The organism is uncultured Parasphingorhabdus sp. (genome assembly GCF_963975735.1).
Classification (GTDB): domain Bacteria; phylum Pseudomonadota; class Alphaproteobacteria; order Sphingomonadales; family Sphingomonadaceae; genus Parasphingorhabdus.
The window spans coordinates 15,819-31,950 of sequence record NZ_CAXBIA010000007.1; the positions used below are offsets into that span (position 1 = coordinate 15,819).

At 53.0% G+C, this 16,132-nt stretch carries 12 protein-coding genes; 9 read left to right on the forward strand and 3 right to left on the reverse strand.

Annotation, left to right across the window (positions count from 1 at the left end; translation table 11 throughout):
- The first annotated feature begins 51 nt into the window (after positions 1-51).
- From AACZ86_RS09545 to AACZ86_RS09560, 4 genes are read left to right on the forward strand one after another with little or no spacing between them, the layout of a single operon-like run.
- Positions 52-2,292, forward strand: coding sequence for a TonB-dependent receptor (locus AACZ86_RS09545; protein ID WP_339691800.1), 2,241 nt, complete (start codon positions 52-54; stop codon positions 2,290-2,292).
- Positions 2,293-2,318: 26 nt separating this feature from the next.
- Entirely contained in the window at positions 2,319-3,593 is a 1,275-nt protein-coding gene (locus tag AACZ86_RS09550; RefSeq protein ID WP_339691802.1) for an MFS transporter, read from the forward strand.
- A 19-nt stretch (positions 3,594-3,612) separates the two neighbouring features.
- A complete protein-coding gene (locus AACZ86_RS09555) occupies positions 3,613-4,791 on the forward strand; it encodes a class I SAM-dependent methyltransferase (RefSeq protein ID WP_339691804.1) in 1,179 nt (392 codons plus the stop codon).
- On the forward strand, positions 4,788-5,147 hold the full coding sequence (locus tag AACZ86_RS09560) for a hypothetical protein (RefSeq protein WP_339691807.1): 360 nt from the start codon (positions 4,788-4,790) through the stop codon (positions 5,145-5,147). The genes AACZ86_RS09555 and AACZ86_RS09560 overlap by 4 nt, the downstream gene beginning before the upstream one ends.
- A 267-nt stretch (positions 5,148-5,414) precedes the next feature.
- Here the strand turns inward: AACZ86_RS09560 and AACZ86_RS09565 are convergent, their stop codons facing one another.
- Complete coding sequence (locus tag AACZ86_RS09565; protein WP_339691809.1) at positions 5,415-6,605, reverse strand: tyrosine-type recombinase/integrase; 1,191 nt, start codon at positions 6,603-6,605, stop codon at positions 5,415-5,417.
- Positions 6,606-7,027: 422 nt separating this feature from the next.
- Between AACZ86_RS09565 and AACZ86_RS09570 the strand changes: the two genes are divergently transcribed.
- Positions 7,028-7,432, forward strand: coding sequence for a response regulator (locus tag AACZ86_RS09570; protein WP_339691812.1), 405 nt, complete (start codon positions 7,028-7,030; stop codon positions 7,430-7,432).
- A 6-nt stretch (positions 7,433-7,438) separates the two neighbouring features.
- Here the strand turns inward: AACZ86_RS09570 and AACZ86_RS09575 are convergent, their stop codons facing one another.
- Together AACZ86_RS09575 and AACZ86_RS09580 are read right to left on the reverse strand one after the other, a co-directional pair.
- The gene (locus AACZ86_RS09575) at positions 7,439-8,482 is read right to left on the reverse strand and encodes a PAS domain-containing protein (protein WP_339691815.1); all 1,044 of its coding nucleotides are present in this window, start codon (positions 8,480-8,482) and stop codon (positions 7,439-7,441) included.
- A 407-nt stretch (positions 8,483-8,889) separates the two neighbouring features.
- Entirely contained in the window at positions 8,890-10,314 is a 1,425-nt protein-coding gene (locus AACZ86_RS09580; RefSeq protein ID WP_339691818.1) for an aldehyde dehydrogenase family protein, read from the reverse strand.
- A 255-nt stretch (positions 10,315-10,569) separates the two neighbouring features.
- Here AACZ86_RS09580 and AACZ86_RS09585 point away from each other — a divergent pair, with 255 nt between their 5' ends.
- The 4 genes from AACZ86_RS09585 (at position 10,570) to AACZ86_RS09600 (ending at position 16,082) form a co-directional block, all read left to right on the forward strand.
- Positions 10,570-12,594, forward strand: a complete 2,025-nt coding sequence (locus AACZ86_RS09585; RefSeq protein ID WP_339691821.1) for an NADPH-dependent 2,4-dienoyl-CoA reductase — start codon at positions 10,570-10,572, stop codon at positions 12,592-12,594.
- 178 nt (positions 12,595-12,772) lie between these two features.
- Positions 12,773-13,717 carry an XdhC family protein gene (locus AACZ86_RS09590; RefSeq protein WP_339691823.1) on the forward strand — a complete coding sequence of 315 codons (945 nt, stop codon included), beginning with the start codon at positions 12,773-12,775 and terminating at the stop codon, positions 13,715-13,717.
- A 202-nt stretch (positions 13,718-13,919) separates the two neighbouring features.
- On the forward strand, positions 13,920-15,140 hold the full coding sequence (locus AACZ86_RS09595; protein ID WP_339691826.1) for a hypothetical protein: 1,221 nt from the start codon (positions 13,920-13,922) through the stop codon (positions 15,138-15,140).
- 675 nt (positions 15,141-15,815) lie between these two features.
- On the forward strand, positions 15,816-16,082 hold the full coding sequence (locus tag AACZ86_RS09600; RefSeq protein ID WP_339691827.1) for a hypothetical protein: 267 nt from the start codon (positions 15,816-15,818) through the stop codon (positions 16,080-16,082).
- Positions 16,083-16,132 lie beyond the last annotated feature (50 nt).

Sequence of the window (16,132 nt, forward strand, 5' to 3'; positions counted from 1 at the left end):
TACAAAATAGACATATATAAATTGTTTTAAACAATGGAAGGTTATTGGGGTATGTTGAATTGGAAATCGAAGCGCACACTGCTAGCGGGCATGGTGATGGCAAACTTTGCAGTCACGACCGAAGGCGCATACGCGCAAGCAATTGGGCCTGAAAGCGAAGCAGGGCCAAGACTTGAGGAAATCATTGTCACCGCCCAGCGGCGCTCACAGAATGTTCAGGACATCCCTGTCACGGTAAGCGCTTTGTCCTCTGACTTGCTCGAGCAGCGACAGATTTCGAACACAATAGACTTGTCTCGCAGCGTCCCCAATCTGGTGAGTGCTAATAATGTACTTCTTGGAACGTCAGTCACATACTTTTTACGGGGAACAGGAAGCACAGAATCCATCTCAACATTTGACCTTCCTGTTGGTACATATATTGATGAAGTCTATATCGCCCGCCAGAATGCCAATCAAATTGCGCTTTCTGGCGTCGAGCGTGTAGAAGTGTTGCGCGGGCCGCAAGGAGCCTTGTTCGGTCGAAACACTACAGCAGGGGCAGTATCCATAATCTCCAAGAAGCCCACCAACGAATTTGGTTTCGAGGGAGAGCTTACATATGGTTCATTCAACCGCAGAAGCTTCAATGGAGCACTGAATGCCCCGGTTACGGATGGTCTGATGCTTCGCGTCAGTGCTTTTGGCGTCGAAGACGACGGGTATTTAAAGAGCCCTCTGACGGAAAATCTAAATGGCGAAACCTCGTGGGGCGGCCGCATTGCTCTTCGCGCGCTGCCTAATGACATAATTACCTGGGACATTTCCGCGCAGTACATAAATTCAGAAAAGACCGGTCTAGGCGTTCCTGGCATTGTACAAGACGGACCCGGAGGGCCCTTTACAGTATTCCCAATCCCGGCAACCGGCGATCTACTGACGGGCCTCTATGAAGCAGGTGCCTGTGAGCCACAAGGTGCTATACAAACCTGGGCTGCACAAAACTGCCTTTATAGTGGAGTCGAATCCACTCTTCTTATTTCAAATATCGGCATTGAAACGGGTATAGGCAATTTTAGCATTATAAGCGGATACTCCCGAATTAACCAGAAGTTCAATTTGGATAACTTTGCAAACACCAACCAGCCAGTCCTTGGTGGTGGATTTGGCTCAAATTTTTATCTTTCAAACCTTGGAACGCACGAGCAGTTCACTCAGGAAGTAAAACTGTCTGGTGAGACGTTGAACGGCGATCTGGATTATGTCGTTGGCATATTTTATCTCGATGAGTCTAACAACACAACGGTGATAGACACGGTTGATTTCGCTGATGAAATCCCCGTCGTTTTCGCGGACCGTATAATCGATAACGGCACGAGTTCGTTCGCCGTCTACGGGCAAATCGACTATACTATCATACCCGATCTAAGGCTGCAGCTTGGCGGACGTTTTACGTCAGAGAAAAAAGACTTTGCTGTTAATGGTCAGTTCTTCGGCGCGCCTGTCGTAACCAGTGATCTCGCGGTCGCGGGTATACCCCTGGAGCTAAATGTGAACCGGTTCACACCGCGTGTCGCATTGCAATATGAGATTGATCCAGCCACGCTAGTGTTTGCGTCGTACACTGAAGGGTTTAAATCGGGAGGATGGAATGCACGCGCTTTTGCACCCGGAGGATTTGTAGCGTTCACCCCGGAATATGTGAAATCCATCGAATTGGGTCTGAAAACCGACTTCTGGGATGGTCGTGGGCGCCTCAACGCAACGCTGTTCAGAGCCGAATATTCCGACCTGCAAGTCCCTGGAATTCTTCCGGGCTCGACGGATTTCATAACCTTAAATGCAGCAGATTCTCTCGTTCAAGGGTTAGAGCTTGAAGGATCCGTCCGCATTGTGGAAGATCTGACCATATTCTCAAACGTTGGCTTGACCGATGCAAAATACAAGGAGCTTAGCGCTGCTGCAATCGCTGCCTCACTCGGTCCCAAACTGCAAAGAACACCGGACGTTACTGCCCAGGTTGGCCTTGTCGGCAGCGTCTACATAGCAAATGAGCACAAATTGACGCTAGCGGCAGATGCGCAATATACCAGTTCATACGAAACAGGTCCTTCCAATACCTTAGCAGGAAGTGTGGGAGGGCAAACGACTGTAAACGCCCAACTCAGTTGGACGCCACCTAGCGAAAAGTGGGAACTCAGTTTCGGCTGCAAAAACTGCACAAACAATGTGTATGTTGTTCAGGAATTGCTGGGTCAGATTTTTGCTAACGACCCTCGCAGGTTTACGGTGACAGCACGGTTTAACTACTGATCTCTATATCTCGAGGAGAAAATCGATTGACCGAACGCATCCATCTAGAGACAGATCAAGAAAAATCTGTAGAGGGCAGATATGCAACCTTAGTTTTAGCAATCGCCTTTACAGCATGGTTACTCACCAATCTGGACCAGTCTTTATTTGGCTATGTAGTCCCACAAATCAGAGATGAATTCGGACTAAGTCTCTCTGGCATCAGTTATATTATATCACTTTCGTTCATAGCGGGCATGGTTTTGCCGATAGGAGTAGGTGTATTAACCGATACTATTGGCGCACGCTGGACGTTGCCTCTTTGCTTGGGCACCTCTGCAGTGCTGGTGGGAGTTCAGGGCCTAGTGCCCGGCTTGTTTGGCTTTGCGGCATCAAGGATCGCGAGTTTCGGCCTTAGTGCGGCGCTTTCACCAATTACCAGCTCAATAGTGCTAGCTGCCTCACCGCTAAAATGGCGAGCAATGTCAGTTGCAGTTCTGCAATGTGCTTACCCGCTGGGTTGGCTTTTATCGTCATTGATTGTTTCCCCGCTGATTGATCAATTGGGATGGCGCACTCTCTTCCTCGTCGGTTTTCTGATTGCTCCCATCGCGGTCGTTTTGGGATATTTTCTGCCAAAGAACGAGTTCGGTGCACGGCGCAAGATCGAGAAAGTAGAGCATAATGAAGCCAGCCTTCCTATCATAGCGCTCTTCAATCCCGCGCATCGACGGAAAACAATTTTGTGCGCCTGCGCTTTTTTCTTTAATGCTGGCGCAGTGGCCGCAACGGCCTTTTATCTGCCAACCTTTTTAAATGAAGTCCGAGGCTATAGCTTGGCAAACTCTGCCCTGATAGTAGGCTCCGGATACGGCATCAGTGTCATCGGCTATCTTGGCTCCGCGGCAGTAGGCACCTATTTGCTAAGCCGGCGAAAAACTATCATTCTGTGGAACATTTTAGCTGCCGTCTTTGTCACGACAATGCTGTGGTTGCCTCAGACTTTCTGGCAAGATTTTATCGCCTTTGCTGTCATGGGCATTTTCTTCTACGGTACCTCTGCAATTTTGATCACTTACGTTCTCGAAAACTTCCCCGAAGAAATGCGCGCGACGGCGGCAGCAGTCTGTGGCACTGCCTGTGTCAGTGGAAGCATGGCTGTCTTTCCGGTGTTGGTAGCTGAATTGGTTCCGAGTTTGGGGTGGCAAACTACGTTCACCATTATAGTCCCCCCAGCACTACTCATATCGGCACTAGCGATCACGTTGATGCCGCGCATGAATGCAGAAGGATCCAAGCCTCTTTTGTTTCAAACTAAGTAAAAAATGGGAGAGTAGCACGATGCCTATTTCACTCGCACATGATTTAAAATTCGACCTGACGCCCGATGACAGGTCTGCCCAAGATTTCGTTGTCAGCCTCCGACGTTTTGTTCTCGATGATCTCGCCAAAGCCATGCGCAGCGAATATGAGCAGGCCATCGCTCCCAAGCTGCAACGAATGAACGGCGAAGTCGACATCAGCCAGGATGACATTCACACAGCTATGCGCACAAATACGTTATTTCAGATTTACAGCGGTGTGCGTTATAATGCCCAAGAGATGTCTTGGCGATCGGTCATCCCTGGGATTTCGCAAAACATTGAGCAGCTTCGAAAAACTGCCGAAAAATTCAAGAGGGAGCCGACGGGCTCTCTCACATTAGACAGCTCACTGGAAATCCCGACTAACGTAGCGAAGCTCGATGTTCATTTGATGCCGGGCGGCTACGTGTCAGACACAGACCTTTTATCCGGAGCTATTTATGACAACGGTCTGACGGTTTTTACCGCCGGAATGGTTGGTCCCGAAATGGATGATATTGGGCAATCCTTTTCACGCTATGTCACGCATAAATTCCCGCATCTAAAACCCGAAAAGATTCTCGATTGCGGCTGTACAATCGGACATCATACGGTGCCATGGGCGCAGAATTTCCCTGATGCGGAGGTCCATGCAATCGATGTGTCAGGATCAATGCTCACATACGGTCATGTTCGTGCCGTAAGTTTGGGTGTACCGATCAATTTTAGGCAAATGAACGCTACAGCACTCCAGTATGAGGATTGCTCATTCGATATAATCTTTTCATCGCAGTTTCTGCATGAGTTGCCACTGAAGGATATTGTGAAGTATTTCTCCGAAGCATATCGCGTGCTGAAACCTGGGGGACTCCTGATTACGATGGAATTGCCGCCAAACAAAATGTTGGAACCGTATGACCAATTCTACCTAGATTGGGACTGCTACTATAATCGCGAACCCTATTATCGAAAGTTTAGGGATGCCGATCTTCGATTATTGCTTGCCGATAGTGGTTTCGATTGGGCAAACTATTCACAATTTACCATCCCACAATATTTCACCCATTTGCACGAAGATTTCGAGAAAGATCTAGACCAAGAATATCAATTTGATGACAAGATAGGACGTATGAGTAGCGATTTTCGATATTTCGGTTTTGGGTTGGTTAAATCATGAGTGAATATTCCAAAGAGCAGCACGAAGTTCTGGATTTGTTGAAAAAGGCTCCCGGGAAGCGTCCCCAGTTTTTCGACACTGGCGGCGTTGATCACCTGCTCACGATGATCATGGAGCTTTCCTCGCAACTTTGGATTGTGAAGGAGAAGCTGTATTTGCACGGGGAGATTCTCTGCGAATTGGATCCAGATCTCAAACAAAAACTTAAACATTGGCAACCGTCACCCGACCAATCGATTGAGCTGGAACAAATGCGAACAAGAATGATCAATAATCTGTTTCGAAGCGTGACATCAAATGAACCCGTGAATGATAACGCTAGCGATACCGATGATCCGGTTCCTCCGGGAACTTGATCCAATCGGCGATCAGCTGAATAGCCAAGGCCGCAGTGCTCAGACGGTAGTTATGTGATGAGGATCACTTCAGGCGCGCAAACTCAATTCCGGTGGGGTCAATAACGGACTGTCGGCTGTCGGGTTTCCAAGAAATATAAGCGGACTTGTTTCTCGGCGTGATCGCAGTGACTGCTTCCGGCCCAAATGTTGCCGTTAGAGCGCGAGTGAATTGTTCAGCAAAAGTGAGCTTGAGAACACAATTTCAGTACGAGAAGCGCTCGATAGTCAGCTAAGAGTTGAACCATCTTCCTGCCGCTCGGCTGCTTTCAGGCTTTCAGCAATCAGAGTCGTGATATCGTTGGCCGCTGCGATAATCGGCTCTGTCGCCAAATGGGCATAGCGGGCCGTGGTCTGAACCTGCGTGTGCCCAAGTAGCTTGCCGATCATTGGGAGGCTCATGCCGTTGCTAACCGCGACCGAGGCAAAAGTATGCCGCAAGTCATGAATGCGCGCGTCCTTAAGTCCAGCCCGTCCGCGCACACGTTGCCAGAACGGCTGGAGGTCAGTGAGATGTGCTCCAGGGTTACGACCAACGATAACATATGGGTTGTCGGGATGGCGGTCAATTTGCTCAATCACATCCACCGCCGCCTGACCAAGGTGCACTGTCTTTGCGCCAGTTTTGGAGTCAGGGAGGTTTAACGCATAATTGCCGAGGTCGACCCACTGCCATTCGAGTTTCATGATTTCGTTGAGCCTGCAGCCGGTAAATAGCAGCAGTCGAACAGCTGCGATGGCGGATGGTAGCTCGATATGTTCATCTTCCATTTCGCTGAGTACCCGCCCGATGGATCGCAGCTCGCCTGCCGAGTAGTAGCGCTCGCGCTTTTTCTCGGGATATTTTTTGATGTGGCGACGCGGGTTTGTGCCGTCAGGTCTCAACCCCCAAAGCTCAGCTAGGTTGAATATCTTGGATATAATCTCGAGATTGCGGTTTGCCTGATACGGCCGGTGTCGCCAATCATGATGATATTTGGAGATGTCGGCTCGAGTGACATCAGTAATCCGTAATGAGCCAATAGCAGGAAGGATGAACAGCTTAAGGTTGCGCCGATATTCTTTTGCTGTGCTGGTTTTGAGATGGACGGCACAGTGTTCATCGTCAAATCTCGAGGCGAGTTCATTTACGGTTAGAGCAGTGCGGCGCTCGCGCTTTTCTTGCAGTGGGTCGATGTCGTTGCGTATCTTCGCCAGATTCTCGATCGCTAAACCTCGAGCCTGATCGACCGTCAGCGCGCCATATTGCCCGAGCGACATACGGCGTGATGTCCGGCCATGCCGATATTGTAATACGAACTTAATTCGGCCGGTGGGAAATACGCGAACGCCAAAACCAGAAAGCTCGCTCTCCCAAACAAAATAGTCCTTGTCCTTTATCTTCAATCCTTCAATCATCCGCTTGGTTAGCTTCGTCATTTTCAGCCTCCTGTTACCAGCCGGCTTTCGAGGGTCTCAACTGTAAGCATATAGTAAGCAAGAGGATGAGAACCGGTGCGAAAGTCTGCGTAGCTACTGAGCCAAAACAACGGCAAACAGTCAAGCTAAGCTATTGAAAATAAGGGTTATTGCGTAGCTATGCGCAAAGGAAAGTAGGGGTGAAGCTGGGCCCTCATAACCTGAAGGTCGTAGGTTCAAATCCTACTCCCGCAACCAACAAACCCCAATATTACAAACCACTACAAGCCTCGCTGATACCAGCGGGGCTTTCTTGCGTTCGGGATATGGGGCTAGGTTTCGCCGTCCTCCGCCCTTTATATCCAAAATGTCTGTCTATTGGAGGGAACCAGTCGCAGGTTTGCTGCGTTATGAAAGCAAACGGACTAAAACAGGCTATCTCAATGAACCATCAAATCATGATCGTCGAAGACGAATTTCTCATCGCCATGGAAATGGAGCAGATTGTCGGCAATCTGGGATATGATTGTATCGGCGTCGCCGACGACACGGATTCTGCGATCGAACTGGTAGCCAAAAAGCCGGAAATCGCGCTCGTCGACGTCAATCTGAGCGACGGCCCAACCGGCCCGGTTATCGGCTCGCGCCTGGCCAATGAATTCGGGGTGAAGGTCGTCTTTGTCACCGCGAATCCAAAGCAGTTGGGAGACGGAATCGAAGGTACGCTTGGCGCGGTTACCAAGCCGGTCGAAATTGACTTGCTGAAAGATGTTTTGAACTATCTGGTGGAGGTCTCGAACAATGGTGACGAAGTCGAGCCGCCGCCGAGGATGAAGCGCTTCAATTGAGCCCGACTAGCTTCCGGCCATGCGCGAGGCCTGTACGGACATATTTATTTGTAATCCGTCCGACAACCAATGTCTTTCGATCGACCCGCCCAATTGCTGGGTAACCGACATTTCGACGAGTTTTGATCCAAATCCGGAATGGGAAGGCGGAGCCGGGATGGCAGGTCCGCCACTTTCCGACCAATTGAATAGGATCATGTCGCCATCGCGCGCTATCATCAGATCCACATGCCCCTTGTCGGCGGCAAGCGCCCCATATTTCATCGAATTGGTAGCCAGCTCGTGAAAGACGAGCGCAACCGGCGTTGCGGCGCGGTCGCTCACCTCTATATCGCCGCCGGAAATCAGCAGCCTATTCTCCGAAAAAGCGGGGTAGGATGCAAATATCTCGGACAGCAAATGGCGGATTGTGACCTTGCCGATCTCTGCCTGGGCTTTATCATTATGCGGACGGACATATTCATGGGCCCGGCCGAGCGCGGCAATCCGGCCCTTCAGCGTTTCCGCAGGCTCGCGGAAATTCTCGTCGCCGCGCGCGGTCATGCTGATCAAACCGGAGATTATCGCGAAAATATTCTTGATGCGATGGCTGAGTTCCTGGCTCAGAATCTCGTTCTGGCTTGCAGCCTGTTTGGCATCTTCAATATCCGTGCAGGTACCGATCCAGCGCTGTATCTTTTGATCGGGTCCGAGAATCGGGAGCGCACGCCCCAGCACCCATCGATATTGTCCGGTGTGATGCCGGAGCCTATATTCGACCTCATAGGGCTCGCCGCTCGTCAGGCTGTGATTCCATCTTTTCCAGGCTTCTGGCTGGTCGTCCGGGTGAAACATGTCCGCCCATGCCTCGCCATCGGTTGATCCGGCGGGGGCCCCGGTAAATTCATACCAGCGGGCATTATAATAGTCATGGTCACCGTCGGGCAAAGTCGACCAGACCATCTGCGGCATCGTGTCGGCCAGCGCGTGGAAAGCGTCGCCGCTCAGCTGCAACGCGCCTCGCTCCTGAAGCCGGGCGTCGCTTGCCTGACGGTCTCGATATTCATTCAATATGAAATTTCTGATTTGGCTACGGGTGGGCATAAACAGCTTTCACTGGCTTTTTGGAAATGGCGTTCAACGATCGTCAGATTATATGACATAATAACGCAGGGAGCCAATTTAGTTCATTTTCAGCAAATGTAATAAAAGTTTTTCCGGCTAATTGAAATCTTTTCAGCGAGCCAACTCGCGGCAGTTGCTAACCGGTTGTTATGGCAGGACGGAAAACCGCAGCCATCCGCTTTGCCCGACTTCCTGAAGGAAGCACGACCGTGCTCGATGATCCGCAAGGGATCCGGTGCGGTTGGCTGGTTTCGCCGGACGCGGCTGTCAGATCGCAGGTCCGGCCATGATCGGTCGGCGACGCAGGCCCATCCGCTGCGACTGCCGACCGATCACTGGATCCGGTTATCGGCTCAGGCGGGAAGGCCGCTGATCGATTTCATTTCCATAAAGTCTTTAATCCCGTAAGCGCCGCCTTCGCGACCATTGCCGGACTGTTTATAGCCACCGAAAGGAGCGCCCGGAGAGGGAGCCCAATTGTTGATCGCCACCATCCCGGCACGCAACCGCGGCGCCACTTTTGCCGCTTCGGCAGGATCGCCCGAAATAACCGCGGACAGCCCATATTCGGTATCATTCGCGGTTTTGACCGCAGCATCGATATCATCATAAGACATGACGGTAATGACAGGACCAAAAATCTCTTCTTTGGCAATCCGCATGCCGGAGTTCACGGCGCTAAATACGGTTGGTTTTATATAATAGCCGCGGTTTACATTGGTCGGCAGGCCGGTGCCGCCGGTTTCCAGCGTCGCGCCTTCATCGATCGCGGACTGGATCAGGTCCTGGATTTTGTCATATTGTGCCTTGTTCACCACAGGTCCGAGATGTCCGCCTTCCTGCAGCGGGTCACCGACTTCTTGCCCGGCGAATATGTCGCTGATCATTTTGGTCGCTGCGTCAGCCTGACTGCTGTGCACCAGAACTTTCGTCGGCGCGATGCAGCTCTGCCCCGTGTTGATCAGCACCCCGGCGACCGTCGGTGGCAATACCGTCTCGAGGTCCGCTCCGGGCAGAACCAGATTGGGCGATTTTCCGCCCAGTTCCTGATGCACACGCTTGACGGTATCCGCTGCCGCCTTGGCAACCAATATACCGGCACGGGTCGAGCCGGTGAAGCTGACCATATCGATATCGGGATGCGCTGCGATGCGCGCGCCGACTGTCGGGCCATCACCCAGGACGAGATTGAAGACGCCAGCGGGCACGCCTGCTGCATCCATGATTTCGGCGAGAATAGCGGCATTGCCCGGACATTCTTCCGATGGCTTCAGCACCATGGTACTGCCGCCGGCAAGGGCAGGGGCCACCTTCAATACAATCTGGTTCAGCGGCCAGTTCCATGGCGTGATCATGCCGATGACGCCCATTGGTTCGTAGACAATGGTATTGTCGCCCTGCCGTTGGGAAAACTGGAATTCTTCCAGTGCGGCAATCGTTCCCATGAAGCCCCCAATGCCAGCTGGCGCTTGTGCCGCAGCGCCCAGGCTAAGCGGGGCGCCCATTTCTTCTGCCAGCGAACGCGCGATATCCGGGATCCGCTTTTTATATTCTTCGACAATCCGGCCGAGCAGCGCGAGACGATCCTCGCGGCTTGTCTGGCTATAGGTTTCAAACGCGGTTCTCGCCGCCGCTACCGCCGCATCGACATCGGCTTCGGTGCCGAGGGTGATTTCCGTACAGGGTTCTTCGGTCGCCGGGTTGATGACCGAATGCAAAGTGCCGCCAATAGAATCAACCCATTGTCCGTTGATATAATGTTGTAGATATTTTTGCATGTCACACTCTCCCGGGTCCGCGCTGCAGCGCGCCTTTTAACTGTCTGGTTAGATCGTCGCATTCTTATGGACCGTCACCTAGCATAATCCATAGCAGATATAAGAGAATTATGGATGTTGGGCCCGGTTATGGCGGTTGATACGATCATTCGACCGACCTCGAGGACAGCGCCACTGGTTGACCGGTAGCGAGACCGAGCCTGGCTAGCATTTTTATATATTGGGACTTTCGCTTATTGACCCTAGGAGAGGGATATGAACTATCCAAAGCTGTTAGAGCCGCTCGATCTGGGCTTCACCACCATCAAAAACCGCGCGATAATGGGTTCGATGCACACGGGTCTCGAGGAAATCGAGGGCGGCTTTGAACGGATGGCCGCCTATTTCGCGGAACGGGCTGCCAATGACATCGGTATGATCATTACCGGCGGGATTGCGCCCAATCAGGAATCGTCACACGGCGGTGCCACGATGTCGAGTGACGAGGAGGCCGCGAAGCACCGGTTGGTAACCGACGCTGTCCACCAGGCCGCTCCGGATGTGAAAATCTGTATGCAGATACTCCACTCAGGACCGCTCGCGCACAATCCGGATTGCGTGGCACCTTCGGCGGTAAAATCTCGGATTGGGCGTTATGTTCCCAATGAACTCGACAAGGCAGGAATTGAAAAGCAGATCGACGATCATGTGCAATGCGCGGTGATGGCAAAAAAGGCCGGCTATGACGGCGTCGAAATCATCGGATCGGCGGGCTATCTTATTTCGACCTTTCTGGTCGAGAAAACTAATTTGCGGGAAGATGAATATGGTGGAAACTATGAAAACCGCATAAGATTTGCCGTCGAAATTGTCGAGCGGACCCGCGCGGCGGTTGGCGAGGATTTCATATTGATCTTCCGTATTGCGGCGATGGACATGCTGGAAGGCGGGATGAGCTGGGACGAGGTCGTCACTCTCGGCAAAGCTTTGGAAAAGGTCGGTGTAAACATCGTATCCACCCACTTCACCTGGCACGAAAGCGCGGTCCCGACGATTGCCACGATGGTTCCGCGCGCTGCATTCACTTCGGTTACGGGACGATTGCGCAAACAGCTCAATGTTCCGGTGATCACCTCCAATCGGATCAACATGCCGGATGTCGCAGAAGAAGTGCTGGCACGCGGCGACGCAGATCTGGTGTCCATGGCCCGTCCGATGCTCGCCGACAGCGCCTTCATGCGCAAGGCAATTGAAGGGCGCGAGGATGAAATCAACACCTGTATTGCCTGCAACCAGGCCTGTCTTGACCATACATTCTCCGGGAAGCTGACGTCCTGTCTGGTCAATCCCAGAGCCTGTCACGAGACGATGCTCAACTATTTGCCTGCGCCAACACCGAAACGCATCGCCGTCATAGGTGCCGGACCTGCGGGTCTCGCATACGCGACGGTTGCTGCCGAACGCGGTCACAAGGTTACATTGTTCGAAGCATCGTCTGAAGTCGGCGGCCAGTTCAATCTGGCGAAGAAGATTCCGGGCAAAGAAGAATTTTACGAAACGCTACGCTATTTTGCCCGGATGCTCGAGGTGCTGGGAGTCGATGTGCGGCTCAACACCTATGCCAGCCCGGCTCAGCTGCAGGCGGAGGCCTTCGATGATATTATCATCGCGACCGGCATCACACCAAGAATGCCGGAAATCGACGGCATCGGTCACGCCAAGGTGGTAAGCTATATCGATGTCATCACCGGAAAGAAGCCGGTCGGTGACAAGGTTGCCGTAATCGGGGCCGGCGGGATCGGCTTTGATATCTGTGAGCTGATCAGCCATTCCGGTCCATCCGGTGCGGTTGACCGTGATGTTTTTGCAAAGGAATGGGGCGTCGATTTTGACAACCATCCCCGGGGCGGGGTGACTGGCGTCGAACCGGTTGTGGCCCGTTCCGCTCGCGAGATTACCATGATCCAGCGCAAGGATAGCAGGGTCGGCTCCGGTCTGGGGAAGACGACGGGCTGGACCCATCGCCTGTCGCTGGCGCGGCGTGGCATCAACATGATAAACGGCGCGCACTACGACAGGGTCGATGATGCGGGTCTGCATATCACCGTGGACAACAAGCCCATTCTTCTGGATGTGGATACTGTCATTCTCTGCGCCGGCCAGCTTCCCAGGCGGGATCTATATGACGGTCTCGCTGCATTGGACCTGACTGCTGACCTGATCGGCGGCGCATTTGAAGCCCGCGAACTGGATGCCAAGGCGGCGATCAAGCAGGCGTCGGAAATGGCTGCTGCGATTTGAAGCAGGGACGGTCCAGCGATTGGTGAGAGCATGTGCCCGGGAGGCTATGGTCGATCGCGTCATTGCTTCAAGTGGTTAGAAACCATGCCACTGTTCCCATAGCAATTGAACCGATTACCGGTTTGATGCATGGACAGGTCCGTCGTCTGCATTCGGGCGACTGGCGGGACCATATTTTTTGAACAATATTCTACCGATATTCCGTTTCCTGACCTTGGCTGCAGAGAGCGGCCTGAAAACGGCTCTGGTGACGCTGACGGCGGTCACCGGCGCATCGACGCGAAATCCTGGTGCGCATATGGCGGTTGCAGAAGACGGATCATTCTCGGGCTCGTTTTCCGGAGGTTGCGTGGAGGCGGCGGTGGTTTCCGAAGCGCTGGATGTGATCAACAGCGGGAAGCCTCGGGAAATCAGGTTCGGGGCAGGCTCACCTTATCTCGATATTCGTTTGCCGTGCGGCGGTAGTATCGACTTGCTTTTTACTCCGATAATCGACGGCTCCAGCACTGCCGATATATTTGACCGGATCAGGGACCGCGAACCGCTCACAATTGTGCTCGATATTGAAAGCACCGACATCCAATGCGAAGCGCAAAGTTCAAACAGGATAGCGGTTGAGCGCGCCGGTTCGCAACTTCTCGTCCATCACCTTCCGGCTGCCAGAATCATCATAGCAGGACACGGCCCGTCGGTTGAAAGCTTGGTGGGGCTATCCGCGAGCTATGGCATCGAATGTTCGATATTATCACCAGACCCGGTGGTGGTTGATCAGGTTCGCAGGTTGGCCGGAACGGCCCATATTCTGAAAACGCCGGCGGCGACGCCGCTGCTCGATCCCGACCCTTGGACCGCCTGTATATTCTATTTTCATGATCACGACTGGGAAACCCGCTTGATGAAACAGGCGCTTTCGTCGCCGGCCTTTTATGTAGGTGCAATGGGCAGCCGCAAAACCCACGCCCTCCGGCTGCAATATCTGGAAGACATAGGTGTCTCGGTAAAGGACAGTGCCCGGATGGTTGCACCGATAGGGCTGATCCCGTCAACGCGGGACCCCGCTACCCTCGCATTATCGACTCTGGCGCAAGTGGTGGAGCATTATCACCGAAATTTCACAGAATAGAATATCTCCAGGCCAACTATTCAGCAAAACCCCTACAGAATTGGATGAACCCCAGTTTAACGAGCGGGTCATTCCGCTGAATGCTATGTGAATAGAGCGTTCAGAAACTCCATTCATCTCCGTTTTCACTCATAGTGGCCCTGACAAGGGACCCTAATGGCGACGGCATTCGTTGATTGCTCGACACATTAGGAGAAATGAGATGACCAATAATATAAATGCACCCATCGATAGCGGCTTTCCGGTTAAATCTGCTGGCCGCCTGTCCATGATAAGCATGTTGGCGATTTCGGTCGGTATGGTTGCCACACCTGCCCATGCCCAGAGCGTGACTGCACCAGATATGATGGCACCCGCGCCGGCCCCGACGGCCGCGGCCCCGCAACCTAAGCCGGCACCATCCTCGACGATGGCCCCGACCGTGGCATTACCTCCCGCTAGCAGTTCTCCTGCGGCCAAGGCGGAAACAACGCCACCCGTCACCACAGACCGGGCCGATGATCTGGCGCGCAAGGGTGGCTTTGATGCGCAGACGGTCGCTCCCGAAGCGCTCGCGCAGATCGAGAGCGAACAGCAGGCTCGCAAGGCTGCTGCAGCAAAGGCAGCAGTTGTGACTGCCAAGCCGCCGGTCAAGGCGTCACCTAGCCCGACCAAAAGCTCGGCGAATAGCGCTGCCACCAGCATAGCAGCTACCGCTCCGGAACCAATTACTGATCCGGCAGCCGGATTTTCACCCGATCTGGCCATTGGCGCGGGCGCGCCGGTAGCGGCGATCCCGAATGGCGAAACTGCACCGCCGGAAGCTGCGCCCTCACCCGACACATCCACCGGTGAGAGCAATGCCGACTGGGGCCTGCTCGCCGCGCTTGCAGCCTTGCTCGGTGTTGGCGGAGCCGGTGCCTATGCAGTCGGTCGCCGTCGCAAAAGTAAGGGGCAGGCTACTGCTGCTGAGATCCGCAGCAGAGATCCCCTTCCTGCTGCGATGAACGAAGCGATCATGCCTGAGTTACGCAAAGACCCGATCACACCAAAGGTGGATAGCGAGCAGGTCACAGCGCAGACGGTCGATAGCAAAGTCAAAACCAAGGTCGCATTTGAAAATTTTGTCGCGAACCTGCCGGAACTTGAAGTGCCGCGTGGCAGAACCGGTAATGGCGTGACAATTGGCGAGCGGCGTGTTGCCTCAGCTCCGAGGCCTTATCTGGGCGAAGCAGACCTGTCCCGGCCGGAAGGATATTTTACGAGGAATGTTGACGCAATGCCGACTGCGCAAAACCCCTTCCTGACACGATCGAAGCGCCAGAAACGTGCGCGTCTGCTTGATCGCAAGCTGACCGAAATGAAAGCGTCTGTAGGCGAAGCGCGCAGAAAGATGGACAGCGAAATGCAGGCACCGCGCCCCTTGGAGCCGGCCTTTAGCTAAGTCCGTTTCTCATATTCGACAAATGAGGATGCTCCGATATTTCGGGGCATCCTTTTTTGTTGGCAGGCGAATGACGGTGATCTTTCCGGTGCCCTATTGCTGCGGATCTCACAGGCCGATCGCAAATATGCCCGATTAGCTGTTCGAAATGTCCTTTCCTACACCCGTCCCCATCACTTATCGTTACCACCGGTACCGGGACAGATACGGGGCAGGCTCTTTGACAACCTGGATAAGCGCAAAATCATTTCGCTAGCCTCCATATTACAGGCGCGCCAATTTCCCAGGGCATTTGGAAGTTTACACTGTCGACCGTCCTCGCAACCTACAAATGCAGGAAACATGCGGGCTTGGGGCAAAGTTTACAGAAAATAAACAGGGGCTACCCTGTAAAGTTCCAAGCGCGGAGCCGGGCGATGATTTTTGGCTTTGGATCGCGCATGAAGAGTCGAAAAGACAAAAGCCGGGCATCATCGATCAATGGAATTTTATCGGGCTAGCAAATTAGCTAACGGATTGCCTGGTAGGGGCAGAGACAAGGTGGGTCTCCTCCCTTGTTTCAGCCTTTTTCCGGTCAATTGCAAAAAATGAACTCGCAGGTGCAACATTTCATATTGCAACTTATTTTTGGCGGGGCATAGTTTGATCATCATTCTCAAAACATTGGAATAAACCATGCGTAAAATATCCTCCCTGATCCTTGCAGCCACCGCGCTGTCTTTTACCGTCCCTGCTGCATCCGCTGCCGAAGCGGAACGCAACGACCGGCTTTATGACGCCACTGGTTCGAGTGTCGCCAAAGTGAACCGCGTAACCGACGCTGGCGATATTCTGGTAATCTACAAAGGCAAAGTGCGGCGGATCGAAGCTTCGACGCTTTCGAACAACGAAGGCAAGCTGATGACCAGCCTGACCAAGACTGAAATCCGTCGTCTCGACTAATTGGTAATTGCCAATACTCACGGTGAAGAAGCGTGAGTACCGAATTAAAT